A 25473-nucleotide genomic window follows, 5' to 3' on the forward strand; every position below is an offset into this window, starting at 1 on the left:
TATTAGCTACTATTTGACCGCCTGTTCGGGTTCAGAGACAGGACGGGGCTGAATCGCCATACCTTCTTCCTCTCGGAGCTGGCGGCTCATATCGTCGCAGCTTTGCGACCAGGTTGTCAGCCACGGCGACATCTCGGGTGACCGTTCAGCCAATCCCAGCTCCCGGACAAACTCGGCAGGTGGGACCGCGCCTTTGGCCGCGCGGAACAGCCCTCGCATGATAACGACGCCAATCACCCGTCCTTTGCTCACGAAGCGGTGTTCCATAAAGCTCCACTCATGCGCTGGGGCAGTCATCTCAGCGGTTGCCCGCCAATCAGATATTCCGCTCAGGAATGCCCCCATAAAAATCATGCATTTTCTTTATGGCATTGGATCTCGTAGCGTGTTTGCTCACCATATGGAGATGACCCCGTGAATGATTCCCGCCTGCGCCTGTACGTTGATGCTCAATTCACCAGCCCTTATGCCATGTCGGCTTTCGTGGTTCTTCGCGAAAAGGGCATCGAATTCGAACTGAGCCCGCTGGACCTCGACGCCTTCGAAAACCAGTCAGAAGACTATGCCAGCCTCTCGCTGACCCAGCGCGTACCGACGCTGGTGCATGGCGATTTTGCCTTGTCTGAATCGTCGGCGATCACTGAATACCTGGAAGACGTTCTCCCTCAGACGCCGGTTTACCCGCAAGAGCTGACGCAGCGCGCGAAGGCAAGACAAGTCCAGGCGTGGTTGCGCAGTGATTTGCTGCCCATTCGGCAGGAGCGATCCACACTGGTGGTGTTTTATGGCCTCAAATCAGCGCCCTTGTCGCCCGCTGCCGAGTCGGCCGCGCGCAAGCTGATCGGTGCCGCACAAGCGCTGCTGGCTGACGGCCGCGAGTACCTGTTCGGGCAATGGTCGATCGCCGATGTGGACCTGGCCTTGATGCTCAACCGGTTGATACTCAACGGTGACGCCGTGCCATCCGCGCTGGTGGAATACGCGCAACGTCAATGGCAGCGGCCGACGGTGCAGGAGTGGGTCAAACTGCAGCGTCCTGCGCTTTAGTGGCGTGGAATCAGGTCAACTGCGCTCAATAAATTGCTCGATGACCTGATTGACGATCTCGGGATGCGTAATCGGCCCCATATGACCGAGCCCCTCGAGTTCTACCACTTCAACGTTCGGCAGTGTGGCGGTCAGCAGCCGCGCCACTGCCCGTGACGATGCCGGCGAGTCCTTGCCCACCATGAAAAGCACTGGCAGGTTGAGCGAACGGAACGCCTGCAATGGCGTCGGTTCGTTCAACAGCGCGTGAGCCCAGCCCTGCACATTGGCCACCGCGGCGGCGATGGAGGGCTTGCGTTGTTCTGGGGTTTGCTCCCAGGCCCCGGCACCCATCCAGTAGTCAATGAAGTGCTGGGCTGCGGCGTCGAGGTTACCCGCCTCAAGTGCCAGCCCGGCGTGTGCGACGACTTCACGGATGGCATCCGCTTCATTGGGTGGAGGTGATTCGGCGTCGAGCAGGGCAAACAAGGTTGGCTCATACAAAACCATGGCGCGCACCCGGCCGGGGTTCTGCAACGCTGCGATCAACGCCACCGCCCCACCGTAAGAGTGACCGACCAGAATGAGCGGTTCGCCGGCGCGGGCGAGCACCGGCTCGGCGAAGCGGGCTTCTTCACTGAGGGTGACGATTCGATCGGTGGGCCATGCCGGGCTCTTGCCGGCGCCAAACGAATCGAGCGCCAGAACCCGAAACTTTGCGGCCAGATGATCTTGCAGTCCACGCCACTGCACCGAGTGACTCGCATTGGCATGAAAGCAGACAACGCCCGGGCCTACGCCTGAGTCCCGGAAAAAGGGTTCCACGGGTTTCATTCTGGCCCTCCTGCGCAACGACGTTTAAAGGAACAAAGAGAGTTATAGATTAACGTCAAGGCTTCGGTGTAGCAGCCAGTCATGATGAAATAGCCGCCCGTTTTTGCTGTCAGCAACACCTGATTTGGAGCACCACATGAAAAACGCCGCCGTACTGACCTTCGCCTTGATGCTCAATACCGGGTTATTCAGCATGCAAGCAGAAGCGGCGGGGGATGCCGAAGCCGGTCAGAAACTATTTACCCGTATCTGCGGCGGCTGTCATCAAGTCGGGACTTCGGCACGGGGCTCTTTTGGTCCGCAGCTCAATGCCATCTTCGGGCGTCCTGCGGGAAGCACGACGGACTACCAGTACTCATCTGCGATGAAATCATCAGGCGTCATCTGGACTCGCGAAACACTCACCGCCTATATCGAAGCGCCAAAAGAAGTAGTCCCCGGAACCCGCATGATTTTCTGGGGCCTGAGCGATCCGCAGAAGATCGAAAATCTGTTGGCCTACCTTCAGACATTTCAGCCGCAATAATCTGTGCCTCATCAAGATGTTTGCCGCGTAAAGGCTGTACAGGTGATATCAATGAGCTATCTCATCCGTTAAAGTATGCGCCGCCCGAGAGACGGATCCCGGGTATTTCTAATGGAGTGATGCAGTGAATTATCTCAGCAAAGTGGTTGCCGTAGTCCTGTTCGGTCTGGTTCTGGGGGGTTGCACCGGCGCCCCGATGAAGACTCAGCAGTACGACAGCAGCCAGTACACTGTGGTTGGCCACAGTGAAGCGACCGCCACTGGCCTCCTGCTGTTTGGCCTCATCCCGATCCAGCAGAACAACCGCTTCATCCGCGCTCAGAATGCCGCGATCAAGGCCAAGGGCGGCGACGCGATGATCAATACCCAGGTGCAGGAAAACTGGTTCTGGGCTTGGGTCTTGACCGGTTACACCACCACAATCTCCGGTGATGTGGTCAAGCTGAAAACCGTTCAGTAAGCGACAGGCTCCGCCTGTGTGGTGAGCGAGCAAGCTCGCTCACCACAGGTTTTTCACTCATTGATCGAACCTACCCCCATGCTTTACCGAGCTCCTCCAGACCCGCGTCTTGCAGGTTCTGCGCACTCATGACCACACGCAGTTTGCAGTTGGCCTGAAAGTTGAGAAAGAAGGGTTCCGCATATCCGGGAATTTCGGAAGGGTCTTCTATATCGATCAGAAAAATCCCACTTCGCATTCCATCCTGCTCAGTGAAATAAGTCGCCTCCGGCTTAATGGTTTCCAGAATGCGGTTCATGATTTCGCCGATTTTCCCGGACCTGACAAGCGCGTTGAAAGGCTCATGGGGAAACTCGACCATCAGTAGCATTTTCATTATTCGATACTCTGTTGAAGTGGCGTACTCCTTACCCGGATCCTTACTCCTGACGATGATGCCGCAAGCCGTGCATTCAGCCGTGCCAGCGGTGGTGTGTGGTTAAGAATAGCGAAGGGTTGGAGGGTGCCAGGGCAGGGTTACGGACGGTCGTTCTTGATGATTCAGCGACGAGGCCTGGCAGCGTCAGGGCGTGTATGCCGCAACGTTACGGTTACCTAGGCAGGTTTGCCTCCTCCGAAGAGGCTTCAAGGATGCCCGGCGCCGGAGAAGTGATCGTGTGGAATTTCGAGGACCCCATCACCAGTGAAAAACATGATCCGTTCCGTCATGCCATTCAGGAAATCCACGATCGCATCAAAATGTTCATCACTGTGAAGACCCGCGCTGACCATCTTTGATGATCCCGTCGGGCACTAAAAACGCATGAAAAAACCCGGCTGATGAGGCCGGGTTTTTTGGTTGAGTGTTGCGCTAAAGCCACTCATTCATGCCGCACGATTCTGAATCAGACGATCCGAACCACCTTCAGCGACGCGGTTCTCGATCAAACGATCCGAACCACCTTCAGCAACGCGGTTCTCGATCAAACGATCCGAACCACCTTCGGCGACGCGGTTCTCGATCAGACGATCCGAACCACCTTCAGCGACGCGGTTCTCGATCAAACGATCCGAACCACCTTCAGCAACGCGGTTCTCGATCAAACGATCCGAACCACCTTCAGCAACGCGGTTCTCGATCAAACGATCCGAACCACCTTCAGCAACGCGGTTCTCGATCAAACGATCCGAACCACCTTCAGCAACGCGGTTCTCGATCAAACGATCCGAACCACCTTCAGCAACGCGGTTCTCGATCAAACGATCCGAACCACCTTCAGCAACGCGGTTCTCGATCAAACGATCCGAACCACCTTCGGCGACGCGGTTCTCGATCAAACGATCCGAACCACCTTCAGCGACGCGGTTTTCGATCAGACGATCCGAACCACCTTCAGCCAAACGGCTTTCAATCAAACGATCCAAGCCGCCTTCGGCGACGACCGGGTGAGCAGAGGAAGCGGCGAAAGCGTTAACTGCAAAAACCGAAAAAGCGATGCTGAGGAGGATTTGGCGTTTCATGGTGGTGTGCTCCGGGGTGTTATTGGTTGGGTATGGAGCGGATGTTACGCCGAGGATTTTTTATGAGAACTTCATTGGCGTGATGGTGACTATCGATGCCAGCAATGGTTGAAACGTAGTGGGCAAATGCCGCCTCCACGTCCTCAGGTTTACACGAACAGGTCGTAGGACAGTTTGCCGATCAGGATCACCAGCAACACCAGGAACAGAGCCCGGACAAAGGGCACGCCTTTATGAACCGCCAGCCAGGTGCCGGTCAGCGCGCCCAGGATGTTGAATGCCGCCATGGGGATTGCGATCAGGTAGAGCACATTACCCGTCGGAATGAAGAACATCAGCGCCGCTATGTTGGTGGCGATGTTCACCAGCTTGGCCGACGCCGAGGCATGAAGAAAATCGAAGGCGAAGCAACGGATAAACAGGAAGATCAGGAAGCTGCCAGTGCCGGGACCGAACAGTCCGTCGTAGAAGCCGATCGCACCGCCGATGACGATCGCCAGCAGTTTTTCCTTGGTGCCGATGTGCATGGGTTTGTGCAGGGCGCCGAAGTCCTTTTTCCAGAAGGTGTAGATCGCCATCAGCACGATCAACACCAGCACCGCCGGCCGAATCATCGACTGGGGTACAAACGACACCGTGGCGGCTCCGAAGAAGGCCATGACAAAGGCCGAACAGGCGGCGGGGATCACCAGACCCCAGTTGATCACCACCTTGCGCACGAAGGACCGGGCCGCGAATGCGGTGCCGCAGGCTGCCGCGACCTTATTGGTACCCAGCAGCGCCGCCGGTTGTGCCGTGGGCAGCACGTTGAATAGCGCGGGTATCTGGATCAGTCCACCGCCGCCCACTGCCGCATCGATCAGGCCGGCGGCGAAGGCGAACACGCAAAGGATAATAATATCGACCATGAAATCAGGCTCTGACGATGAAGGGTGGGTGAGCGTCCGGCGGCTTCTACGTGTTTCGTCGCATCGGCTTGCCTGCGTACTTGAGCAGGAAGGTTAACGGAAGGGCTTTTTTTGTGTTGCAATGCCACGTTGTGAAAAGTGCAACGAGGTGGCACATGGCATTGGATATGTTGGGGGAACTCGAAGCCTTCGCAACGGTGGCTCGCAAGCGTAGCTTCGTCGCGGCGGCACGGGCCCTGGGGCGCTCTCCCAGTGCTCTGACCCGCGCCGTTCAGGCCCTGGAGGAAAGTGTCGGGGTCAAGTTGTTCAATCGCTCCTCCAATGCCGTGAGCTTGACCGAGGCGGGTGAGCGCTTGTTGCCCCATGCCTACAAAATGCTGGATCTGCAACGTGAGGCGGATGAAGACCTGGCCGGCATCAGCGGCCAGGCCTACGGCTGGGTCCGCTTTTCCGCCCCCGAGTTCCTTGGCCACGGGGTATTGCCCCGGCTGATCGCGCAGTACGCCGAGCGTTATCCAGACGTGAGCGTCGATGTGATTTTCACCGATGAGATCATCGACCCGGCCAAGAGCAAGCTGGACTTCTCGATTCGCGGCGCGTTTGCGCAATCCAGTGAGCTGATCGGCTTTCCGCTCTGGAACTACTCACGTTATTTGTATGCCAGCCCCGGGTATCTGGAGCGGCGCGGGATGCCCGACTCCATCGAGGCGCTGGAGGCGCACTCGCTGATCCTGCATACAGCGCCGCGGATTCTCAAGGAGTGGAATTTTCGCAGCGAGGAACAGGCCATCAGCTTTCGGGTTCATCCCAAATTTCGTTTCAGCTCCGGTTTGGCGGTATTCCAGGCGGCCCTGGCGGGCGTCGGGATCGCCCGTCTGGCAGACTGGATGGCGGAGCCTGAAGTGGAAGCGGGGCGGTTGCTGCGAGTCTGTCCCGAGTACAAACTCACCTCCAGCGGCGGTGAGAGCCCGCAGATGCACGCGGTGTACCCGGCCGGGAATCTGCCGCTGCGGGTGAAGTCATTGCTGGCGGTGATCCGTGGCTTTGGCGACAGCCTTGGTGAAAAGCATGCGGTGATGCGTTAGGGGCTGGACTGCAAGGGACCTCGAACTGAATGGCCGTTTGAACCTGGCGTATCGCTGGTTTTGCCGCTGGAGCCTTGAAGATGAAGTCCCTAATCACTCAACCTTCTCCAAGAATCGACACGGTCGTTTTCGGGACAGCGATTTGTTTCGCCGAGCAAACAACGACGTTTTAAGTTGGTCGTTGGGGGGGGCCAAACCCTAAGGCGCGCATTGCGGGGAAAAGGCTTGTCGACAGCAACAAGGGTTTAGGGTGGATTCTGCTGACCGCCATCGAATCCAAGGCCAGGTCCCAACCGCATCGTACTCGCAGTGCGGCGTCCGAATTCGCCCACATCAGAACAGCCAAACTGGGTAGCTATAACTTCCGCGTGCTAGAACCGGGCGAATCGCTGTCGATATTGTGCCGGGGTCAGCTCGGTCAGTTCCTTGAACATTCGTCGCATGTTGGAATCGCTGCTGAAGCCTAGTTCGTCGCTGATCATTTTGATGGGCGCAGAGGTCAGGGTCAGGCGTTCACTGACCTGGCTCAGTTTGATGCGGCGTGTATAAGTCGCTGCTGCCGTTCCCGTTTCATCCCTTACTTTGCGCGCCAGCGTGCGTTCTGACATACCCAACTCATCTGCCAGTCTCTGAACGGTGATCTGGTTGGCAGACAGCCCTTGTACCAAGGTGTGCACCCGTCGCAACAGTTGGCTGGGTTGCTCAATGAGGCTGAGGGACTGGAAGGCGTCGTGCGACTGTGTGGGGCGAGGGAGTACCATCAGCCTGTTGAGATCGTGAAAGACCGTCGCGCTGACATGCCGCTCGATCAGCGTCTGAGCGATCGGCAGGTAACCGTTCACACCGCTCGCGGTGGCATCAGATTCGTTGAAGATGCAGTTCCTGAGCGGATGGATTCGCACGGTTCGCTGCATGCACGGCGAGGGGCTGATCGGTCAACTGATGGAGCATGGCGTCGGCTATCTGATTGAGTTTCCCGGCGAGCCCAGCCTGTATCTGGCGGGCGATACACTGTTGACTCGTGCTACAGCATCAGCCTCAGGTGAGTGTCGTACCCGCCGGCGGGGCTCGCTTCGATATTGGCGGCGAAATCATAATGGGGCTGGAAGAGGTGCTCGAATTTACGCGTCTCAGCCAGGGCACCGTTGTCGCGAACCATTTGGAAGCCATCAACCATTGTCCCGTCACCCGAGAGGAACTGGCGCAGGCAGCGGCCGAGGCCGGTGTCGGGCACAGGCTGTTCATTCCAACCGATGGTCAAACAGTGACATTGGGGTGCAAACCTCTGCCATCATTCAAGAACTTACACGCCGAGTAGAAAACATGAATCGTCGTAAAAAAATAAAGCAGTTATTAAAGGCTCACGCAAAAAAGGCCAGTGCCAAATTGGCACCGCCCAGTAAGTCTAAATACGTTAGTAAAGCTGACCGATTGAAACTGGCTGCTGAACCCAGTCTGGACTCAATCATTTCTCCTGAGTGCTGATCCAGGTACACCGATGACAGGGCAAGCCATGGCCCTGGTCGCAGAAATTTGAAATGCATCATGTTACTCGACAGAATCGCGCCCCGATCCGGCCAAAGGTTTTGGACGTTCGTGGTGAAAAGGAACTGCAGTTGAACGAACACACATTGTCCATGCGCCTGGAGCGCGTCGCGGCGCATATACCAGCAGATGCGCGCCTGGCCGATATCGGCTCGGATCACGGCTACCTGCCGGTAGCGTTGGTGCGTCGTGGCGCCATCGCAGCGGCGGTGGCGGGCGAGGTGGCATTGACGCCATTCCGTTCGGCCGAACGCACGGTGCGCGAGAACGGAATGGATCAGCGGATCACCGTGCGCCTGGCCGATGGCCTGGCGGCGATCGAGCCGGCAGACGGGATCACGGCGATCAGCATCTGTGGCATGGGCGGTGAGACGATCCGCGATATCCTCGACAGCGACAAGGCGCGCCTGAGCGGCCAGGAGCGCCTGATCCTGCAGCCCAACGGCGGCGAGCAGCCATTGCGCCAATGGCTGATGGAGAATGGCTACCGTATCCTCTGCGAGGAAGTGCTCCGGGAAAACCGCTTCTACTACGAGATCATTGTCGCCGAGCGCGTCGGGCCGGTGCTATACACCGCCGAGGAGCTGTACTTCGGCCCGCTGCAGATGCAGGCACGCAGCCCGGCGTTCCTGGTTAAGTGGCAGCGCATTCTGCGCCACAAGCAACAGACCCTGACCAGCTTAGCTCGGGCGCGGCAGGCCGTGCCCGAGGAGAAGGTGCAAGATATCGCCCGGCAGGCTCGGTGGATTACCGAGCTGCTGGCTTTTGAGCCAAGCGGAACAGTGCAAAGCCGAGCAACTAAGCTAAACGCTGGCTGATAAGTCAGGAGACAGTTGCACGCCTACGAGGATCCCACCATGCGCAACTACACCCTGGAATACCTGTTCAACGGCGAGCCCCGCACATACATGTTCGAATTCGAGCAGCCTCAACTGCCTGTCCATGAGGCAGCGATGCACCTGCTACAGCTGCATTATGGGGATGGTGAGAACAGCCTGATCATGCCCACTGCGGACGCGACGCCGACGGAGATTTTAGAGCAGGCTGAGCGGGTAGGGCTGACGCAGATAAAAGTCGTCGATTAACCCGGTTGATGCGAGGTGCTGCGGCGATCTCGGCGCAAATCAACGGGCCGCTGCCATAACTGCGCCGCTGCTTGAGGGCAACTGGCGCTCAGGGAGTCGGTTCAGTACCGCTTCTTGCCATTACCCTGGGAGCGCTTGGTTCGGGACTACGCTAAAGCTATGCGGATCGTCGATCAATTGTGGCCCACTGTTTGCGCTGCGTCCGTTCTGGAGCGCCCAATGCTGCCCATCACCACGCGCCTGGTGGCGCTGTTGGTTCTTTGCCTGACGCTTGAAATACGAGCCCAGACCAACGCCTGCCCAGTTGGCGAGACACAGGTGTGCATGAACGGCTGCATCTGCCTGCCAGACGTGGGACCGCTGCTTGGTCCGGATGGTATCTACCAGATCGCGGCACCAGCCCTGGCGCTGTGGCTGACCCAAGCCCGCTCTGACGCAGCCAACGCCGGCATCCAACCCATTCCACCGCACATCCGCGAGCAACTGTTGCGCTGGTACGACCCCAGCGTCCTCGATGCCGCGCGCTACAAAGTTAGCGACGACGGCCAATTCAACGCTGCCACTGCCATGCTGCAAAACCCCGATGTCGGTGCCGTGACGCTGATCGACATCATCCTCTTCCGGGACGCTCAAACCGCCGAACAGAACATCGCGCTCTGGGCTCACGAGTTAAAGCATGTTCAGCAGTATCAGGAATGGGGGGTAGAAGGATTTGCCCAGCGGTATACCCAAGACTTCAATGCGGTGGAGGCGCCGGCTTATGCCATACAGGCTGAGGTCAGACGATGGGTGCGAGAGGGGGCGAATTGACGTGTGCATGGATATACACATATAGTCCTCCGCATGACGAACCGAACCTCTATACGTTCCAGGGCAATTGATGCCGCAATCGACTCTCTCGATGGAGCCTTCTTCAAAGCGCTTTGCGAGCCGTCGCGGGTCGCTGTGCTCAAGCGAGTCATGCAACTGGGGCGTGCGGATATCGCCGAAATTGCCGAAGGGTTGCCCCAAGAGCGTTCTGTGGTATCTCGCCATCTGCAAGTGCTGTCAGAGGCGGGCATCGTCCGTGCTGCCAAGGTCAGCCGGCAGATGTTCTACGAGGTGGATGGGGCGGCGGTGGTGACACGGCTTGAAGACATTCTCCAGCACATGAAGAGTCTGGCCCCGTTTTGCTGCCCAGGTGCGCCAGAGTAGTTTTTTTATCATCTGTATATATGCATGAGTGCGCATACATGAATGTAAAAAATGAGCCCATGGACGCCATCGTTATTGGTGCGGGCCAAGCTGGGCTCGCGTGTGGCTGGCATCTGCGGCAGCAGAACCTCAGGTTCCTCATCCTCGATGCCGAGAGCCAGCCAGGTGGAAACTGGCGCAATTACTATGACAGCCTGAGACTTTTTTCCCCGGCTGCTTATTCATCGTTACCTGGGATGCCCTTTCCAGCTGAAGCCAGGCACTATCCGCTACGCGATGAAGTCGTACGTTATTTGGAGCAGTACGCGGACGCTTTCCAGCTACCCATACGGCAGAACATACGTGTCCAGAAAGTGCGTAAAGAGAAAGGACTGTTTTTGCTTCAGGCATCGGATGGTCAGTGTTTCTGCTCCAAAGCACTGATCGTTTGCACCGGCGGATTCAATCAGCCGTTCATCCCCGACATTCAGGGGCTGGAGAGTTTTAGCGGGCAACGTTTACACAGCGCTGATTACCGAAATGTCGATGGCTTCAGTGATCAACGCGTAGTGGTCATAGGTGCCGCCAACTCAGCGGTACAAATTGCCCATGAGTTGGCTCAAGTCAGCAGCGTCGTATTGGCGACAAGGGACTCGATTCGATTTTTTCCGCAAAAGATCCTCGGTGTGGATTTTCATGCTTGGCTCAAGTGGACAGGGATGGAGAGGACTCGTTGGCTGAATGATCAAAGCACCCCCGTACTGGATGATGGCACCTATCGTCGAGCCATGAAGCAGGGGCTTTTTGAGCGCAAGCCAATGTTCACGCAGGTAACGTCAACGGGCGTGCTCTGGGCCGATGGTCAGCACACCGAAGTGGACAGTTTGGTTTTCGCGACCGGATTTCGTCCCAACCTCGGTTTTTTGGCAGGTCTACACAGGGGGGCCAATGGGAACCTGGATCAGCGCAATGGGCAGGCGGAGCACGTACCGGGTTTGTATTTTGTGGGATTACCGAAACAGCGCAACTTTGCTTCGGCCACCCTCAGAGGCGTTGGGCCAGATGCTTCTCACATCATCCCCAGCTTGATGCGTTTCATTCACGATACATCGTTGAGTAGCGACAGAAGGCGTCTATTGTCTGTCCGGAGTCCGTGGTGAGCCAGTCAAGCAGGGGGGGCGGCAGGCTGCCATGCCTTTTGCAAACGATAGGTCAACTACCTCATCAATTCACCCCACTGCTGTACGAAATCAATTGCGCCCTGACCGAAGTCACCACCGATTTTTGGGCAAAGGCCGCGGAGTAAGCCTGATTGAGTGCAAGCACATCCGCTGCCATATCGGCGTGATTGTTGTACATCCCTTGTCCGATATTGGGATCAAACATGGCGCAGGGGTAACTCCAGTTCAGGTAGCCGCCTGTTGAACTTTGATTGAGTTTCAAGACCACCGCGTGCGCCCATTGGGTCCCGCCCTTGAGCGTCAGCATCAAAAAGTTCGCGTGTCCTGTTGCGTACCTGTTCAGGCACGTCGAGATAGAGTCGACGCTGGTCAACAACTCGGGAACATCTTCGTAGGCAGAATGCAGTCCACCCAATGCCAAACGCAGCGCGTTGCTGGTGTCAGACGTTGCGTGACGGCTCATCATGTCCCGCTGTAATTCTGATGCAGAAACATTATCGAGGGTTTTTACCAGATAACGTTTATTGGCCTTGATGTTCAGAACCCACTGGCAGCAATACGCCCAGCACATGCCTTCAGTGACGGGCGTCACTGTTTCGGAGTGGGCAATACCTCCCTGACTTCCCATCGTAAGCACGACAACGTCGTTGCCTATGCCCAGATAGATGCCTTGGTCGAAGCTGGCAAACTCCTTTGCGTGAGAGAAGCACGTTCTATCCAATGGCATTCTTTATATCCTTATAGTTGCACTCACTGCTGTGGGGGTTACCTTGCTTGTCATTCAAGGGTGTAGGTTAGTACGGGATCAACCGCTCAACCAGTTGGCCCAGTCTGCACAGAACAAGACGATGGGTACGTTGGTGGGGATGTTGACCGAAAGCTTTCTGACCCCGCCGCCCCAAATGAAGAAGATTCACAGACCGAAGCCGATGTCGGTGACCAGATCTGGCTCCGGCATCGATTCCAGTTGGAAATGGCAGCCGAACACTATGAGGCAATGAAGGCCGACCTCAAGGAGCTGGTTGAGCTGCGCAATAAACTGGTTCACCACTTCATTGAGCGTTTCGATCTCTGGTCTGAATCAGACTGCCAGGCGGCGGATGGTTTTCTGGAGGAAAGCTACGAAACCATCAATCGGCATTGTCTGAATCTGCAATGTTGGGCCAAAACCATGATTGAGGAACGAGCTAAAATGGCTTCGTTTATACAGAGCCAAAGTCACTGCACTTGGCCGGATTCTGCCTGTCGCCACCGGTCGCTGCGTCGTGGTGCGACACGCGGGGTCACCGGATCATTTTCGTACTGACCCTGATCCCCAAACCTGTTCTAAAAACGTTTTTACACAACCTCGGCAATAAGCAGCCGCTGGACAGACTAGTGGCAAATAGGTAGCGTCGACCTTCTGCACTGAATCTTTACCACAGCTGAGCTTGGCGTCATCCATGTCGCGTTTCTCCCTGGGCTATGTCGCGTTTGCTGCAATTCCTCCAGGCAAGACAAGGGCTTGCAGGACGACAAGGAACGTTGTACGACACTGTCGCGTTTAAACGCGACAGTGATGTCGCCAAATAGTAGTTAGGCGTATTAGTTGGAGAAGTTGCAATGACAACAATCGATGTGAAATCCCGATTCGAAGCAAAGCTTCTTCGTCCGGCAAAGCCTGGTAATGATACGTCGTGGGCGTTCGTAGTACTGCCAAGAGACGCGAGTGAACAGCTTCCGAGGCGAGGAAGGACGACAGTTGAAGGCACAATCAATGGGCACCATTTCCAGGCAACCCTTGAGCCGGATGGTCAGCTGAGCCATTGGCTGCAGGTAAGCAGAGAGTTACACGAAGCCGCAGGCGCGGCCGTTGGGGATATCGTTACACTAGAGCTAACCCCTGTGAAGAAGGAACCCGAGCCTGACATCCCACCAGATTTTCAGGAGGCACTGGCAGCCACTCCTGAGGCTCGTAAAGTTTGGAACAATACGACGACCATCGCACGAGTAGACTGGATACACTGGATTACTTCAGCCAAGCAACTTAAGACGCGCGCAAAACGAATTGGTGATGCCTGCGATATGCTTGCGTCCGGCAAGAAGCAGGTTTGCTGTTTCGACCAGTCTGGCTACTACAGTAAGGCCTTCCGTGCGCCCGAGGCAGAAAATTTTTAAATTGTTCTGCTGCATCACGATGGCCCGTGACGACACATGTTCCCCCTGGGCTATGTCTCGTACTCGCAGCTTGGTTAAGTCACAAGCACGCAGTTTGCGGTCGATGGCCAAGTTGAAGAGCGCCAAATCTCGTGTCTTCTCAGCAAGCTGAAGTCTTACCCGGATGGCCCAGATATTCTGAATCGGAGCGGGGCTTTCTGCCGACAAGCTTTCCTTTGTTCCAAGGCTGATGGCTGTATGTAGCGATAGTGTTCATGGCTTGTCCTCCACATTGAGGGAGGACAAGGGTGGATCACTCACAATGAGTGGCGGTCGCTGTCCAGCCAGAAGCGGTCACCGGGATGCGCCTGGAAAACGAGTTGATTCAATGGGCATCGGAAATGACTGTGTGTGCCGACACGATGGCTGATATCTTTCCCGCGCGCCAAATCGCGTCCAGTCAACGCTGATCCGATCAAGGAAGATAAAAACAATGAAAATATTATTCATCGCTTCGCTAGGAATTTTATCGCTAGTTCAAACATCACTATCCTACGCGGATAATCTTAATGGAAAAAATCTCTATTTACAGCGATGCACTATGTGCCACGGAATAGATCTCAAAGCAACAGGACCATTGGCTAATAAAAGCAATCCTCCTACACCTGATCTAACAACATCCGCTTTCAAAAAACGATTGAATGATTATCCGGGCGTAATTGTATCATCGATAATACTTCGTCCAAATGGAGACTTGATTCCAAAAACGTTGCGAGAGAATGGTGTAAAGCTATCGCCGTACTCATGGAGGATTAAAGATCTGCGCGATTTAAATCAATACATGGCTGGTGTGATTTCAAAAAATCGATGATTTTTGAGATGAGAGGTAGGCACCTAAAAGCCATTTCAGGTTTGAGGGCTTGTGGGGCAATGCCGGTGAGCCAGTCGACCTCTCGCGGGCACATCGCTAATGAATAATCTCGGATTAATACAAGCTCGGGCGGCTCTTCGCATCCAGCAGCAGTCGGCTGCGGTCGTGACAGGCAAGTAATGGCCGAGGCTGTGTAAAAACGTGGCGGAGGGATGGCATGAGATCCGCGCTCTGGTATGGATAGATTACAGTTTAAGCTCGGTGCAGAGCTCCTGTAACTGACTGGTTTAGACCCATAACTACCGGTCAACATCGACAGAAATCGGCCGCATGCATCAGTCGCTATCGCAAAGGTCAGAATACCCGGACTGGCAGCAAACCAATCGTATGTCTGAAAAAGGTGAGGCAATTGAAATTAAAGTTCAGCCACGTGGATGTTCTCGTCCAAGACCTTGAGGAAGCGTGCAGGTATTACGCCCGAGTCTTCAGTGCCAGGATTTCCAGGACACTTGATTGGCAGCGCGACGGTTTGCATGTGCGCTATGCGATCGTCATGTTTGGAGCGGAGCGCCTTATGTTGGTGCAACCGTTTACCGGAAATCTCAAGGCGTTAATGGACTCCAACGGCGAAGGCACGATCTACCGTCACTGCTATTCCACACCAGACATCGAGGCAGCCTACGACGAATTGATTGATGCAGGAGTCCAGCCGGAAAACGAGAACGGAAAACCACTGTCTCGCGATGATCTCCAAACGCCCAGTGGGACACGCATAATTTGGTTACCGAAACGCTTCGGCCATTTTTCTATTGAGCTGCTGGAAGAGAAGGAGCTGGAGGCATTTATCAAGGATGCGTTTGCCGAGGAATCTGCACAAATCTTCTAAACGTCCTTTTCCATTGCGCGGTAATTTAGTCGTCCGCACAGCTCAACGCTGAACCATGACCTATGGAGCCTTCCGTGGATAGACGCAACTGGATTGAGTTGTCCCAGGACGCCGATACCGGGATTGAATCGATTCGTGCCCATTTTCAGGGGCATGCCTACGATCCGCATTGGCATGACAGTTTTCTGGTGGGGGTTACCGAGCAGGGCGTGCAGCAGTTCAATTGCCGGCGCGTTCGCCACCTCAGTACGCCGGGCAAGGTATTCATGCTGGAACCGGGGGAAATCCACGATGGGCATGCGCCGACCGAGGAGGGGTTTACCTATTCCATGCTCTACCTCGATCCGCACTGGCTGGAGCGGGAGTTGCACGCGTTGTTCGAGCACGCGCCGGCCAACAGTCAGCCGGGGTTTGCCGACACCCTGAGCCAGGATCCGCGCCTGGCCACTGCCATTTTTCAAGCCTTCCACGCGCTCCATGAGGGCGACTTGCGCATCGTGCGCCAGAGCGCCATCGACACCTTGTTGGGTTCGCTCACTTGCCACCTTGATTGGCGCAAGCGTCAGGCCTTTGATCCGCGCCTGCCGTGGGTGGCCCAGGTTGCGCGTGACTATTTGCATGCCCATGTCTACGAAGACATCGGCCTGGATGATCTGGCCCAAGCCTGTGGGGTTGATCGCTTTCGTCTGACGCGGGCCTTCAAGGCAGCCTTTGGGCTGGCGCCTCATGCTTATTTGATCCAGCTGCGCCTGGCCAAGGCGCGACAGTTGCTGGCGCGGGGCGAGTCGCCGGCGCAGGTGGCCAGTGCTCTCGGGTTCGCCGATCAAAGCCATATGGGGCGCTGGTTCCGCCGGGCCTACCAGCTCACCCCCGCGGATTACCGCAAGCGCTGCTCAAACCTTCCAGACTGAATCCCGCTGACCCGCGATCATGGTTTCCTATCTGATCAAGGAGTCCATGCCGTGGAGTCGTTGCTGCCTTTCCTGCTGTTTGCGTTCGTTGCCTCGATTACCCCGGGGCCGACCAATATTCTGGTGTTGAGCCACAGTTCGCGGCGGGGGCTGGGTGCCACGCTGCCTATCATCTTTGGTGCCTGCGGGGCGGCGGCGCTGATTGTGTTTGCAGTCGGGCTCGGCGTGGGTGAAACGCTGCTACGGTTTCCGCGAGTGCAGCAGGCGATGGCCTGGGCCGGGGTGCTCTGGTTGAGTTGGCTGGCCTGGCAGATCTTTCAAAGCGCGCCGCCGTCCCTGGAATCAGCCACCCCGCGCGACGAGGGTCTCAGCGTGTTCGGCGCCGCCACCCTGCAATTGGTCAACCCCAAGGTCTGGATGATGGCGGTGGCGGTGGTGAGCGTATTTGTCGGTGGCGGCGACAAGACCCTGCGACTGGTGGTGTTGTCGCTGATGTTTCTGTTGGTCTCCTTGCCGTGCATGACCCTGTGGGCATTGCTCGGTGTGGGCAGTGCCCGGGCTTTTGGTTCGCCACAGGCATTCAAACGCATGAACACTGCACTGGCTTTTTTGCTGCTGGTGTCGGCCTGGTTGACTGTGCTGGTGTAGGTCGTTGACTGGGCAGAGCGTTTTAATCAGCCGCTGGATCCCGCATGGCTTCAAGCGGACGCCTGGCGCATCCATGCGCCAAACGACCGGTTTTAGCGCTTGATCAGGGAAATCTTGGTTCCTTCGATGCTGATCCCGGCCATTAACCCTTGCTGGTCGAAAATGAACGCGTAGGCATCGTCCTTCACTGTCGTGCTGGACAGATTCTTCGCCACCCCTTCATCCACCACTACAACGGTGGGGCCTACGCCGATTTCCCAACCCTTGGTTTGACGTACATAGTCCACGGCTTTGTCGGTCATCAGGAAAACCGCATAGCCATATGACTGGGCGCCTGCTTGCAGCCCCCAGGACCCGGTTACGGAGTTGTAATAATTCTCTACTTTCTTGTCCTTCAACAACACACCTTCGCCATAGCTGCCGCCAAACACAAGGCCTGCCTTGATGATTTTCGGGAAGACAAGAATCGCTTTGGCGTTTTGCGAAATGCTTTCAGCAAATGGCGTGGACTTGTAGAGAGTTTGCAACGCTTGCCGAGAGTCGACATCCAGGTCCTCGGCGGTTGCCGCACTAGCAGTGTTCAAGAAGCTGGCCGATGCCAGCGTCGCAAGGACAATCGATAGGAAGAACCGCATTGACTGAGTCATGTTAGTACTCCGATACGGGAGCATTGGATGTGGCAGCAGTCAGCAATTGCCCCTCGGCAGCATCCGAGCCTGCTGAAATTATCCGGTGCACCCTAAAGTATGTGAGCTACTGACTTCGCCCTTGAATGAGGCCTTTGATCATTGGCGACGTCATCACCTGCTTTGACCTCTGTGTATCAGCCGGGTTCGTCGTTGAAGACTATTGTCAGGTCTGTGAAATGTCGCAGGTAACGGGAAAACTGAGGACTACCAAAAACCGCAGCAGGCAACTGTAAAAAAAACGGACACTGACAAGGTGCCCGTTTTCAATCATCTAATCGAAAGACCAAACCGATATTCGTACTCTGTCCCTTCTTGCCGGGGTATAGGTTCGATCAAAAAGCCACACCGTTCGAGCACTTTTGCCGAGCCGATATTTGCAGCGTATACGTTGGCAACCAGTAGTTTAAGGCTCCAATGTAACTGCGCCTCCTGGATCAAATGCCTCACCGCCAGCGTTGCCAGTCCCCGTCCACAAGCGCTTTGAGCAATCCGATAACCAACTTCGGCCGACCGCTCGGACATATCGATGCTTTTCAGGTTCGCTCGCCCAACTATAGTTCCGCCAGCCTCTTCGAGGACAAATGGGTGCCAGGTTCCGGCGGTAAAACCAGATAAATAAGCAGCAATGTGGTCGGTGACGCCCTGCTGCGAGTAAAAAGCAGCGTCGCGCGCGTCAATGAAACGCTCGAACCACTCGCGATTGTTCAATTCAAATGCCAGCAACGCCTCAGCGTCAGTATTTTGGAGGGTACGAATTCTGACGGGCTTCATAGGGTCGCTCCCCTTTTTGGTTGAACTACTTGGTCGCTGTGCGGCGGATCAGGTTTCGGATTGATGAGCCGCCCAGTGTTTCATCTCTTCGGCAATGAAGTGGTTCACCAGGTCGCTGTACATCTTCTCGATTGCATCCGGGCTCAAGCCTTCGGCCTCGGCCCACTCGCGACGTGTCGCCAACATCGCCTTGAAACGCTCCGGAGCACGCCCCGAAGTCGCTGAGGCAGCCAGCACATAGTGAAAACTCGCCTAACGTTTGGTAAAGGGGCCGCCGACGCGTATTTTTTGCTGCTTAGAAGCGCCAGTTCTCAGCGTGAACGACACGACAGAACGGGCCCGCCAGGGTTGCATTGTGATGAGCGACGATATTTTCGGCCTTCAATGCAGGGGTGTCGGTGCAGGTATGACCATCGGCGATCAGTACTGCATCGAACCCAAGATCTCGTGCAGCGCGGCAGGTGCTGTCGACACAGTACTGAGTCTTCATTCCGGCAATAACCACGCCTTGAGATCCACAAGCTTTTAGCCGATCGGCCAGATTCGTCATGGCGAACGCGTTGGGTCGGCTTTTTTCGAAGATCACTTCATCGCCTTGTAGCAGCAGTTCCTGCACCAGTTCTGTGATCGGGTTTCCAGGTTCGATAGGCGAGCCAGGCGGACCTACGTGGCGAGCAAGAAAAATTGGTGCGCCTGCCCTCCGGGCTTTGCTCAACAGACTATTCAAAGTGTTTAGCAGCGCTTCGCCAGCCCATGGTTTATCCGGGCCATGAAACAACCCAACCTGCATATCGAGAATCAACAGTGCATACATAGTGCTTTCCTTGCGTTTGGACCAGCGACACAAGGGCAAAAGAAAAGGCCCTATCCATCACTGGCGGGCCTTTTGAAGTTCGTGCGTTATTGGCTCACGAAACCTCTCACGACCCGCCCCGGGCGGTCGTGGTAATGGTAGTCGAGGCAATGCGTGGCTGATTCATAACGCTGACAATATCTGCACGGTACCCTTGTTGGCAAGGGGCGTGACCTGCGTGACGGCTACTCCTCGTTTTGATCGTTGAGGTCCGCTTATGGCCCGGAGGGTGTGAAAACGTATGTCGAGGTGATAGGCACCTCTCAAACACCGCCATATTGATACACCGTCGCACTCCAATACTGGCTGCCGTTACGTTCTTGGCGAGTCCATCCATCTGCCACCAGTTGTTTGGCGATCATTCTATTCATAAAGCCATGACCGAGCAGCAGAACCGGTCCTTCGCTGGCAAGGGACTGAAGTCGTTGAGCTGCTGTGCTGGCGCGCATCCTCGCAGTGCCGACGGATTCGACTCTGCGTGAGTAACCGCACAACCATAAAACTCGAAGGATAAATGCCCAGGTAAACGGCGATAGCCGTGGCAGTTTCCAGTGACCATAAGGCAGTTGCGCTTCACAGAAAAGCGCGTCGACGAGGGCGGGTTTCAGGCCAAGAGCCTGGACGGAAGTCAGCGCACGAGGTGCGTTGCTTGAAACAATCACCGTGGCGGTTGCGGCGAGCTGCATGCTGGCATCCGGGACGGGTTGGTTGGTAATTTCGGACCGGTTGTATTGTTCGATCCAGTCTTTCATATCGAGCGCTGACATTTTGTCGGTTGCGACCAACTTTGGCTGGCCGTGACGCATCAGAATTATTTTCCTACTCACAGTATGTTTACGTCCTTGTCCTGATATGCGGTGAAGGTGGGGCCCGACGGTAATCTTATCTGCGAAAGTCAGTCGTCGGCCATGACGGATGTGCGTTTTCCGGCGACGGAGGCGCACTGTGGTTTTCAAACCAATCGTGATCGCGGTACCACGCCACGGTGTCAGTGAGTGTCAGCTCTAGCGCCCGGAAACTCAGGCCAAATGTCGGCAGGGCCTCACATCCAGCCAGGCAGGACCATGCAGGCATGCATCTCGGGTGCGCTAAGCATGGAGGGCAACATGTCATTCCTGAAAATGGCCGTTTTGAAAACGAGCCGGATCGGATAAAGGATCCAGTCGGAGCAGCAACTTTTTGGGCAAAACGAAACGTGGATCGCTGGCAAACGGCGCTGGCCATGGAAGACATTTCTTCGTGGGCTTTGTGTGACAGTGACCCTCTCAAGCTCCACTACATTTGGAGCCTTTGGCAGATCGGCGAGGCGAGCGAACACGACGGCGGATCACACCTTGCTACGTTGGGCTTCCAGATAAAAATCGTTTGGTGATCATTGCCACAGCCTCCGCCGGAGAGGTCAGGGCTGTGTCTATATTAAACGGGGCGTTATCCCACGCCTCATATTCATGATCCAATACAGACTGCCAGGTTGGTGGCGTCAGCCCGGGAATATCAATCTTCCTGGTTTCTACCCGTCGCTGGTGTTCATGTTTATCAGAGCAAACCACCTGGATATTCACTAATGGAGCACCAGCGCGTGTGGCGATTTCGCTCCACGTCTTTCGGCTTTCGATGACTGGGTTAACACAGTCGACTATGACCGTGCTGCCAAAACGAAGATTGCTCAGAGCAAGCTCATTAGCGACCATGTAACCGCTCCGACCCACGTCTTGTGCCAGAGCACCGGAATTTCGGATGGCCTGCTCAATCGTATCGATCCGCAGATACACGGCACTTGTTCTGGTGGCAAGGTCACTTGCGATAGTCGTCTTTCCGGTACCCGGAAGGCCGCTGAAGACAATGAGCATTTTATGTCCTTCGGTTAGTGAGTTAGCCCAGTCTAGGCGGTTGCCAATTATGCGGCAGCAATTGAATCGTTCGCCCAAGGGTCGCTTTAGGCGTTATCTACCTGAGCAAAAGCCAGTATCCCTGGCAACGCAGCCGGCCCGATGCGCTCGGCTATCGGTCCAGCAGAGGTGCCAGCAGTGCACACATGCTGCGCCAGTGCGAGCCCTCCCAGTAAACCCGTTGACAGGCGTCGCAGCGCAGGAAGTGCGAATAGAGGGCGCCAACGCGTGGCGGCACCTGCGGCCGGGCTTGTTCCGGGCTGATCTCGTGCAGCGGCAGGTTGCAATGTAGGCACAGACTGAATGGCCGCGCGCTACGCGCCAGGTCGAGGCGCTCGTACAATTCGCGCAACTGCAGCGACGGTTTCAGCGCGTGCACGTAACAGCCGTGGCTGATGATCCGCCGCTTGAGCAGTTCGCGGTCGCGGGTTAGCACGATGCGTCCTTGCTGCGCAGCGATCTCGGCGATCTCGCTATCCTCGAAGCCATTGTCGTAGAGGGTGTCGAAACCGCTCATGCGTAGCAAGTTGGCCAGCCCGCCAAGGTGCGCATCAGCGACGAAGCGCAGCACCCGTAAAGGTTGCGCACGAACCTTTAGCAGCGGGCTGATGTCCAGCGCTTCGAACTTGGGATACACCGCCAGTCGGTCACTGTCGAAGATCACCCGCTCGAAGCCAACCGACTCGCCGTTGAGCAGCACCAGCTCGACCTCGGTGTGCGGTATCCCCAGCGCCTCGATCATATGCTTGACCGTCGCCCCTCGCGCGCACTTGCAGGTGAAGGACTGCCGCCGCCGTTCGGCCGGCAGGAAATCGTTGAGCTCCTCGTAGAAGCGGAAGGTTGCACTGGTCATGTTGAACAGTATGGCAGGGCTGCAGGATGAGCGAGTCTAGTCCGGACATCTTCTCCGGCAGACCCCAAAAGAACGGTAGGGCGCGCGGATACACCAGAAAACGAGTCCATCACCGAGCTGGCCGCAATGTGTGGTTGTACCCGTGTTGATGCTGTTCAGTCAGTTCACATTAGGCTGAGCCAGCCAGCTTTTTGGCCGTTAGCGCACTACATGACCGGCAGCTGTCGACCGAGGCTGTGTAAAAACGTAAGCAGTCGTTGAGATCTATTTGTTGTCACTCTATGTTATTCGTTTACATGGAGGATTCTGACTGATGGCACGCGTGGGCTTGATACTGACACCCGGTTTTGCGGACTGGGAATACGCTTTCATTGCAGGAACCGCATCCCCGTTTTACGGGATCGACGTCAGGTTTTTCGCCTCTACTACGGGGCAGTTCCGCTCGCAGGGTGGATTGGCTGTAGCTGTGGATAGCAGCTTGCAACAATGCCTGGACTGGAAGCCGGACGTTGTTGTCGTCATCGGTGGAATGATCTGGGAACGCGCAGATGCACCGGATATTCGGGACTTTCTGCTTGCTAGTCGTTCAAGTGGAGCGACAATTGCCGGTATCTGTGGGGGAACGCTGGCACTTGCGAGGGCCGGGCTTCTCGACTCGGTTTCTCATACCTCGAACAGCGCCGACTTCTTACAACAGAATGCCGTAGGTTATGAAGGCGCCGCGCTTTATCGAAGCAGCCAAGTAGCGGTCGTTGCCGACCGCATCATAACTGCTCCAGGCCCTGCACCCGTTAGCTTTACCTGCGCAGTGTTCGAAGCTGCCGGACTCTCTTCAGAGAGCGTTTCGCAGTTCAGGTCATTGTTGGCAGCGGAACATGGGTGACCGCTTTGTCCTGTGGATTCAACCGGTCGATGCAACAGATTGGCTAAATCCACAGTCGTTTTCTGCCTGTCACCACCGGCAGCTTATGGGATGAAAGCCTCCTCTGACGACTCGACTGCGTCGGCCAAAACCCATTGCTTGCGGCACGGAACCTCTCATCTTTGGCATGACGCACACGTCCACATTTTCAAATGCTTAGCTTCGAAGCAGGAAAGGCGTCACCCTCCCTAATCGACACGGCGAGACGTGTGAACTGCGGCAAGCGGCTTCCAACTGGCGATTCGTCTCACCAGGGCTGTTGACGTTTCGCTCCGCACCGCCGCGATCAGGGAAACGCGACCGCCGCCGCGAGATACAGCAGCAACGCCAGCAGCAACACTACGGTGAAGCCCAAGTGTATCGCCAGCAGGGTCGCCAGGACGGCCGCCACTACCGATACGCTGGCGTTGACGCCCCAGGCGATCGGCACCAGTGCTTCGGCGCGCGCGGAGACGCGCCCCAGTCCGAGCGGAAACGGCATGCCCATGGCGAACGCCAGCGGCGCTACCAGTGCGGCGCAGATGCCGAACCTGGCGAAGGTCTGCACCGGCGCCAGCAGCTGGAACAACGGGGGCAGGGCGATCAGGTAGAGCAGGGCGATCGCGCAGATCGCCAGGACTGGCCGCGCGAGCGGATGATGGGACCCCACACCACTTCCGATGTCCCCCCGCCGCCGGCCGGAGTAACGGCTGCCGAGGCCAGCGAAGATCAGGAACGCGCTGAGCGTTACCGCCACCGAATACAACGGGTGGCTGAGGAAAAGGGTGAACTTCTGGATGAAGGCGATTTCCACGAACATGAAGGCGAAGCCGATGGCGGCGAAGTAGGACACGACTCGAAGTTCGAACCTGGCCAACGCCGCACTCCGACAGTGCCGCTGGCGCCGCCGCGCCACCCATAGCGGCGCCAGTATCAGCAGCACGGCGGCCACGCTGGACTGCAGCAGCGTGGCGATCAGCACCGGATAGCCCCACTCCAGCATTGACAGGCCGCCCTGCGCCTTCAGCTCCAGCAGTTCCGGCAGCGAGCGCCACTTGAAGAAGTGGAAGAAATACGGCCGGTCATCCATGGTCGGACGCACGTCGAACTTGTAGCGTGCCAGGAACTCCGCGCGCTCGCCGGACAGCAGGGCCTGTGCCGCTTCGAAGAACCAGGGCCGGTCGAGCAGGTTGTAGCGGTTCGCCTCGGCCACGGTCATTCCAGGGTAGTAGGCCAGGTCGAAGGAGCGCGACCGGCAGAACTCCCGCAGCACGGCGATGCCGGCGTCGTCGAAATCCCTGTTGCTGACCAGCAGCGTCGCGGTCTTCCAGCCGCGGATCATGACGATGCGGCGCGCCGCGCTGGCTTGCCCATCGCGCTCGATGGCCGTGGCCGCGGTGGCCAGCAGCCTGGGAATATCGCGCGGCGGCAGGGTGATCCAGCGGGTGATGGCCAATAGGCCGCCGGGCGAGAGATGGCGCAGGTACTCGGCGAAGGCATCCACCGTGTACAAGTAGTTCTCGGACAGCGCATGCAGGCCGCCCGAGGCGGTGCCGAAGGAGTCCAGTAAAGCGATCTGGATCAGGTCGTAAGGCTCGGTGCGCGAAGCCATCAGGCCGCGCGCCTCGCCGATCAGCACACGGACGTTGGGTGCGCTGTACGGCTTGCCGGAGAAGTCGGCGAAACGGCGCTGGACCAGATCGATCACCTGCGGGTTCAGCTCGATGGCATCCACCGCGCTGGCGCCGTGGTAGATCGCCTGCAGCACATCGGCGCCGGCGCCGCTGCCCAGCACCAGCACGCGGGGTTGTCGCAGCAGGTGATAGGGCAGAGCCGAGGTCAGGTAGTCCAGGTAGGCGAGCGGCTCGCGGCGCCCGTCATAGCGGTTCAGCACGGAAAGACCATCGCCGTCGGTGAAGATGGCAAGTTGTGCGGGCAGTTCCTGCGTCGCGTTGAGGCTTAGGCCCGGCGCGTGGCGCAGGGGAATGGTCGGGCTGTCCACGACCGTGAGCAGGCCCAGCGGACTCCAGGTCTGGGCGATTGCGCGCGCATCCTTAATACGCAGTGTCTGGCTCAGTTCCTTGTACTCGGAGGGTGACAGGGCAATCCAGCGCCCGGGCACGCCGGCCGGCACCACGACCGCCGCCGCCAGCAGCAATGGCGCAAGCCAGTGCCTATGCCCCGTGCAAGCCATGCCGGCCAGCGCCCCGGCGGCGATGCCGGTGCCGCCCAGCAGCCGCAGCGCATCGACGGGCGTCAGGACGAACAGCGCGGCGACGATCGCCAGGCTGCCCACGCCGGCGCCGAGAATGTCGAAGGCGTAGATCCGGTGAATCTGTTCCTGATAGCAGGTGAAGGTCAGGCAGATGCACACCGCCGCGCAGAAGAATGGCACGAACAGCAGCAGGTAGATCATCAGCAGGCGCGCCGACTGCCGCGGGTCCCAGAAGATCTCGAGGGGATTGAACGGAACCTGCTGGGCCAGGCTGAAGCAGGCGATGGCGCTCAGCCCGAACAGCACCGCGCCGCCAATGAACACGCCGTGGAAACGCGGCGCCAGCACAGGCCGCGCCAGCGCCACGGCGGTGCCGGCAGCGCCGTAGCCGAGCAGCGCGACGCTGATAATCATGTAGGCGAAATGGTGCCACTGGATGATCGAGAGCAGGCGCAGCAGTAGCACCTCATAGCCGAGCGCGGAGGCAGACAGCAGCGCCAGGGCGACCAATGGCGGCGAATGCATGC

Annotated in this window: 30 protein-coding genes and 8 pseudogenes; 20 read left to right on the forward strand and 18 right to left on the reverse strand. The window is 57.1% G+C overall.

The window, feature by feature from the left end; translation table 11 throughout:
• Nucleotides 1-9: 9 nt before the first annotated feature.
• A pseudogene (locus MMG91_RS04200) lies at nucleotides 10-279 on the reverse strand (thioesterase); the annotation flags it as partial.
• A 135-nt stretch (nucleotides 280-414) separates the two neighbouring features.
• On the opposite strand from MMG91_RS04200, the gene yfcF reads away from it, so the two are divergent.
• Nucleotides 415-1047 (forward strand): glutathione transferase, encoded by a 633-nt coding sequence (gene yfcF / locus MMG91_RS04205; protein ID WP_305446114.1) that lies wholly within the window; start codon nucleotides 415-417, stop codon nucleotides 1045-1047.
• Between the two features lie 15 nt (nucleotides 1048-1062).
• Here the strand turns inward: yfcF and MMG91_RS04210 are convergent, their stop codons facing one another.
• Nucleotides 1063-1860: an alpha/beta fold hydrolase gene (locus MMG91_RS04210; protein WP_305502469.1), complete on the reverse strand. Its 798-nt coding sequence runs from the start codon at nucleotides 1858-1860 to the stop codon at nucleotides 1063-1065.
• 136 nt (nucleotides 1861-1996) lie between these two features.
• Here MMG91_RS04210 and MMG91_RS04215 point away from each other — a divergent pair, with 136 nt between their 5' ends.
• A complete protein-coding gene (locus tag MMG91_RS04215; protein WP_305502468.1) occupies nucleotides 1997-2386 on the forward strand; it encodes a cytochrome c family protein in 390 nt (129 codons plus the stop codon).
• A 124-nt stretch (nucleotides 2387-2510) separates the two neighbouring features.
• On the forward strand, nucleotides 2511-2846 hold the full coding sequence (locus MMG91_RS04220; RefSeq protein ID WP_310658838.1) for a hypothetical protein: 336 nt from the start codon (nucleotides 2511-2513) through the stop codon (nucleotides 2844-2846).
• A 70-nt stretch (nucleotides 2847-2916) separates the two neighbouring features.
• Here the strand turns inward: MMG91_RS04220 and MMG91_RS04225 are convergent, their stop codons facing one another.
• On the reverse strand, nucleotides 2917-3222 hold the full coding sequence (locus tag MMG91_RS04225) for a panthothenate synthetase (RefSeq protein ID WP_310658839.1): 306 nt from the start codon (nucleotides 3220-3222) through the stop codon (nucleotides 2917-2919).
• A 233-nt stretch (nucleotides 3223-3455) separates the two neighbouring features.
• Here MMG91_RS04225 and MMG91_RS04230 point away from each other — a divergent pair.
• Nucleotides 3456-3623 (forward strand): annotated as a pseudogene (locus tag MMG91_RS04230) (arsenate reductase ArsC); the annotation flags it as partial.
• 285 nt (nucleotides 3624-3908) lie between these two features.
• Here MMG91_RS04230 and MMG91_RS04235 read toward each other — a convergent pair.
• A pseudogene (locus MMG91_RS04235) lies at nucleotides 3909-4346 on the reverse strand (phage infection protein); the annotation flags it as partial.
• A 149-nt stretch (nucleotides 4347-4495) separates the two neighbouring features.
• Nucleotides 4496-5254, reverse strand: a complete 759-nt coding sequence (locus MMG91_RS04240; RefSeq protein ID WP_310658840.1) for a TSUP family transporter — start codon at nucleotides 5252-5254, stop codon at nucleotides 4496-4498.
• A gap of 155 nt (nucleotides 5255-5409) precedes the next feature.
• On the opposite strand from MMG91_RS04240, the gene MMG91_RS04245 reads away from it, so the two are divergent.
• Nucleotides 5410-6339: a LysR substrate-binding domain-containing protein gene (locus tag MMG91_RS04245; RefSeq protein WP_310658841.1), complete on the forward strand. Its 930-nt coding sequence runs from the start codon at nucleotides 5410-5412 to the stop codon at nucleotides 6337-6339.
• Between the two features lie 16 nt (nucleotides 6340-6355).
• Nucleotides 6356-6493: pseudogene (locus tag MMG91_RS04250) on the forward strand (transposase); the annotation flags it as partial.
• Nucleotides 6494-6710: 217 nt separating this feature from the next.
• Here the strand turns inward: MMG91_RS04250 and MMG91_RS04255 are convergent.
• Both MMG91_RS04255 and MMG91_RS04260 read right to left on the reverse strand, forming a co-directional pair.
• Complete coding sequence (locus MMG91_RS04255; RefSeq protein WP_310658842.1) at nucleotides 6711-7241, reverse strand: helix-turn-helix domain-containing protein; 531 nt, start codon at nucleotides 7239-7241, stop codon at nucleotides 6711-6713.
• A 122-nt stretch (nucleotides 7242-7363) separates the two neighbouring features.
• Entirely contained in the window at nucleotides 7364-7573 is a 210-nt protein-coding gene (locus MMG91_RS04260) for a hypothetical protein (protein WP_305446106.1), read from the reverse strand.
• A gap of 89 nt (nucleotides 7574-7662) precedes the next feature.
• Between MMG91_RS04260 and MMG91_RS04265 the strand changes: the two genes are divergently transcribed.
• The 6 genes from MMG91_RS04265 to MMG91_RS04290 all read left to right on the forward strand — a co-directional run bounded on the left by MMG91_RS04265 (nucleotide 7663) and on the right by MMG91_RS04290 (nucleotide 11302).
• Nucleotides 7663-7824, forward strand: a complete 162-nt coding sequence (locus MMG91_RS04265; RefSeq protein ID WP_305446105.1) for a DUF2986 domain-containing protein — start codon at nucleotides 7663-7665, stop codon at nucleotides 7822-7824.
• A gap of 131 nt (nucleotides 7825-7955) precedes the next feature.
• The gene (locus tag MMG91_RS04270; protein ID WP_310658843.1) at nucleotides 7956-8702 is read left to right on the forward strand and encodes a tRNA (adenine(22)-N(1))-methyltransferase TrmK; all 747 of its coding nucleotides are present in this window, start codon (nucleotides 7956-7958) and stop codon (nucleotides 8700-8702) included.
• A 39-nt stretch (nucleotides 8703-8741) separates the two neighbouring features.
• Nucleotides 8742-8969: a hypothetical protein gene (locus tag MMG91_RS04275; protein ID WP_305446103.1), complete on the forward strand. Its 228-nt coding sequence runs from the start codon at nucleotides 8742-8744 to the stop codon at nucleotides 8967-8969.
• Between the two features lie 219 nt (nucleotides 8970-9188).
• Nucleotides 9189-9779: a DUF4157 domain-containing protein gene (locus MMG91_RS04280; RefSeq protein WP_305446102.1), complete on the forward strand. Its 591-nt coding sequence runs from the start codon at nucleotides 9189-9191 to the stop codon at nucleotides 9777-9779.
• Nucleotides 9780-9812: 33 nt separating this feature from the next.
• Nucleotides 9813-10163: a helix-turn-helix transcriptional regulator gene (locus MMG91_RS04285; protein WP_305446101.1), complete on the forward strand. Its 351-nt coding sequence runs from the start codon at nucleotides 9813-9815 to the stop codon at nucleotides 10161-10163.
• Nucleotides 10164-10201: 38 nt separating this feature from the next.
• Nucleotides 10202-11302 (forward strand): NAD(P)/FAD-dependent oxidoreductase, encoded by a 1101-nt coding sequence (locus MMG91_RS04290; RefSeq protein ID WP_310658844.1) that lies wholly within the window; start codon nucleotides 10202-10204, stop codon nucleotides 11300-11302.
• Nucleotides 11303-11366: 64 nt separating this feature from the next.
• On the opposite strand, the gene MMG91_RS04295 is transcribed toward MMG91_RS04290, so the two are convergent.
• A complete protein-coding gene (locus MMG91_RS04295; RefSeq protein WP_305446099.1) occupies nucleotides 11367-12050 on the reverse strand; it encodes a hypothetical protein in 684 nt (227 codons plus the stop codon).
• 246 nt (nucleotides 12051-12296) lie between these two features.
• On the opposite strand from MMG91_RS04295, the gene MMG91_RS04300 reads away from it, so the two are divergent.
• Nucleotides 12297-12629, forward strand: coding sequence for a hypothetical protein (locus MMG91_RS04300; protein ID WP_310658845.1), 333 nt, complete (start codon nucleotides 12297-12299; stop codon nucleotides 12627-12629).
• Nucleotides 12630-12925: 296 nt separating this feature from the next.
• Nucleotides 12926-13480, forward strand: a complete 555-nt coding sequence (locus MMG91_RS04305) for a YdeI/OmpD-associated family protein (protein WP_123722198.1) — start codon at nucleotides 12926-12928, stop codon at nucleotides 13478-13480.
• 6 nt (nucleotides 13481-13486) lie between these two features.
• Here MMG91_RS04305 and MMG91_RS04310 read toward each other — a convergent pair.
• A pseudogene (locus tag MMG91_RS04310) lies at nucleotides 13487-13736 on the reverse strand (integrase); the annotation flags it as partial.
• A gap of 216 nt (nucleotides 13737-13952) precedes the next feature.
• Between MMG91_RS04310 and MMG91_RS04315 the strand changes: the two are divergent.
• From MMG91_RS04315 to MMG91_RS04330, 4 genes are all read left to right on the forward strand, one after another.
• The gene (locus tag MMG91_RS04315; RefSeq protein ID WP_305446097.1) at nucleotides 13953-14330 is read left to right on the forward strand and encodes a c-type cytochrome; all 378 of its coding nucleotides are present in this window, start codon (nucleotides 13953-13955) and stop codon (nucleotides 14328-14330) included.
• A gap of 409 nt (nucleotides 14331-14739) precedes the next feature.
• A complete protein-coding gene (locus MMG91_RS04320; RefSeq protein WP_305446096.1) occupies nucleotides 14740-15216 on the forward strand; it encodes a VOC family protein in 477 nt (158 codons plus the stop codon).
• 74 nt (nucleotides 15217-15290) lie between these two features.
• Nucleotides 15291-16127 (forward strand): AraC family transcriptional regulator, encoded by an 837-nt coding sequence (locus MMG91_RS04325; protein WP_305446095.1) that lies wholly within the window; start codon nucleotides 15291-15293, stop codon nucleotides 16125-16127.
• A gap of 51 nt (nucleotides 16128-16178) precedes the next feature.
• Nucleotides 16179-16775 (forward strand): LysE family translocator, encoded by a 597-nt coding sequence (locus MMG91_RS04330; protein ID WP_305502460.1) that lies wholly within the window; start codon nucleotides 16179-16181, stop codon nucleotides 16773-16775.
• A 92-nt stretch (nucleotides 16776-16867) separates the two neighbouring features.
• Here the strand turns inward: MMG91_RS04330 and MMG91_RS04335 are convergent, their stop codons facing one another.
• The 6 genes and pseudogenes from MMG91_RS04335 to MMG91_RS04360 all read right to left on the reverse strand — a co-directional run.
• Nucleotides 16868-17422, reverse strand: coding sequence for a lipid-binding SYLF domain-containing protein (locus tag MMG91_RS04335; RefSeq protein WP_310658846.1), 555 nt, complete (start codon nucleotides 17420-17422; stop codon nucleotides 16868-16870).
• 309 nt (nucleotides 17423-17731) lie between these two features.
• Nucleotides 17732-18235 (reverse strand): GNAT family N-acetyltransferase, encoded by a 504-nt coding sequence (locus MMG91_RS04340; protein ID WP_310658847.1) that lies wholly within the window; start codon nucleotides 18233-18235, stop codon nucleotides 17732-17734.
• 48 nt (nucleotides 18236-18283) lie between these two features.
• A pseudogene (locus MMG91_RS04345) lies at nucleotides 18284-18481 on the reverse strand (chorismate mutase); the annotation flags it as partial.
• A gap of 49 nt (nucleotides 18482-18530) precedes the next feature.
• Entirely contained in the window at nucleotides 18531-19049 is a 519-nt protein-coding gene (locus MMG91_RS04350; RefSeq protein WP_310658848.1) for an isochorismatase family protein, read from the reverse strand.
• A 302-nt stretch (nucleotides 19050-19351) separates the two neighbouring features.
• Nucleotides 19352-19894, reverse strand: coding sequence for a histidine phosphatase family protein (locus MMG91_RS04355; RefSeq protein WP_310658849.1), 543 nt, complete (start codon nucleotides 19892-19894; stop codon nucleotides 19352-19354).
• A gap of 89 nt (nucleotides 19895-19983) precedes the next feature.
• Nucleotides 19984-20114: pseudogene (locus tag MMG91_RS04360) on the reverse strand (oxidoreductase); the annotation flags it as partial.
• A 46-nt stretch (nucleotides 20115-20160) separates the two neighbouring features.
• Here MMG91_RS04360 and MMG91_RS04365 point away from each other — a divergent pair.
• Nucleotides 20161-20409, forward strand: a pseudogene (locus tag MMG91_RS04365) (hypothetical protein); the annotation flags it as partial.
• A 16-nt stretch (nucleotides 20410-20425) separates the two neighbouring features.
• Here MMG91_RS04365 and MMG91_RS04370 read toward each other — a convergent pair.
• Together MMG91_RS04370 and MMG91_RS04375 are read right to left on the reverse strand one after the other, a co-directional pair.
• Nucleotides 20426-20938, reverse strand: a complete 513-nt coding sequence (locus MMG91_RS04370; protein ID WP_310658850.1) for an AAA family ATPase — start codon at nucleotides 20936-20938, stop codon at nucleotides 20426-20428.
• A 151-nt stretch (nucleotides 20939-21089) separates the two neighbouring features.
• Nucleotides 21090-21830 (reverse strand): Mut7-C RNAse domain-containing protein, encoded by a 741-nt coding sequence (locus MMG91_RS04375; protein WP_310658851.1) that lies wholly within the window; start codon nucleotides 21828-21830, stop codon nucleotides 21090-21092.
• Between the two features lie 313 nt (nucleotides 21831-22143).
• Between MMG91_RS04375 and MMG91_RS04380 the strand changes: the two genes are divergently transcribed.
• Nucleotides 22144-22713: a DJ-1/PfpI family protein gene (locus MMG91_RS04380; RefSeq protein ID WP_310658852.1), complete on the forward strand. Its 570-nt coding sequence runs from the start codon at nucleotides 22144-22146 to the stop codon at nucleotides 22711-22713.
• Nucleotides 22714-23038: 325 nt separating this feature from the next.
• Here the strand turns inward: MMG91_RS04380 and MMG91_RS04385 are convergent, their stop codons facing one another.
• Nucleotides 23039-25471 carry an SAM-dependent methyltransferase gene (locus MMG91_RS04385; RefSeq protein ID WP_310658853.1) on the reverse strand — a complete coding sequence of 811 codons (2433 nt, stop codon included), beginning with the start codon at nucleotides 25469-25471 and terminating at the stop codon, nucleotides 23039-23041.
• Nucleotides 25472-25473: the final 2 nt, after the last annotated feature.

It is taken from the genome of Pseudomonas sp. JL3 (assembly GCF_031570575.1).
In the GTDB taxonomy this organism is placed as follows: domain Bacteria; phylum Pseudomonadota; class Gammaproteobacteria; order Pseudomonadales; family Pseudomonadaceae; genus Aquipseudomonas; species Aquipseudomonas cucumis.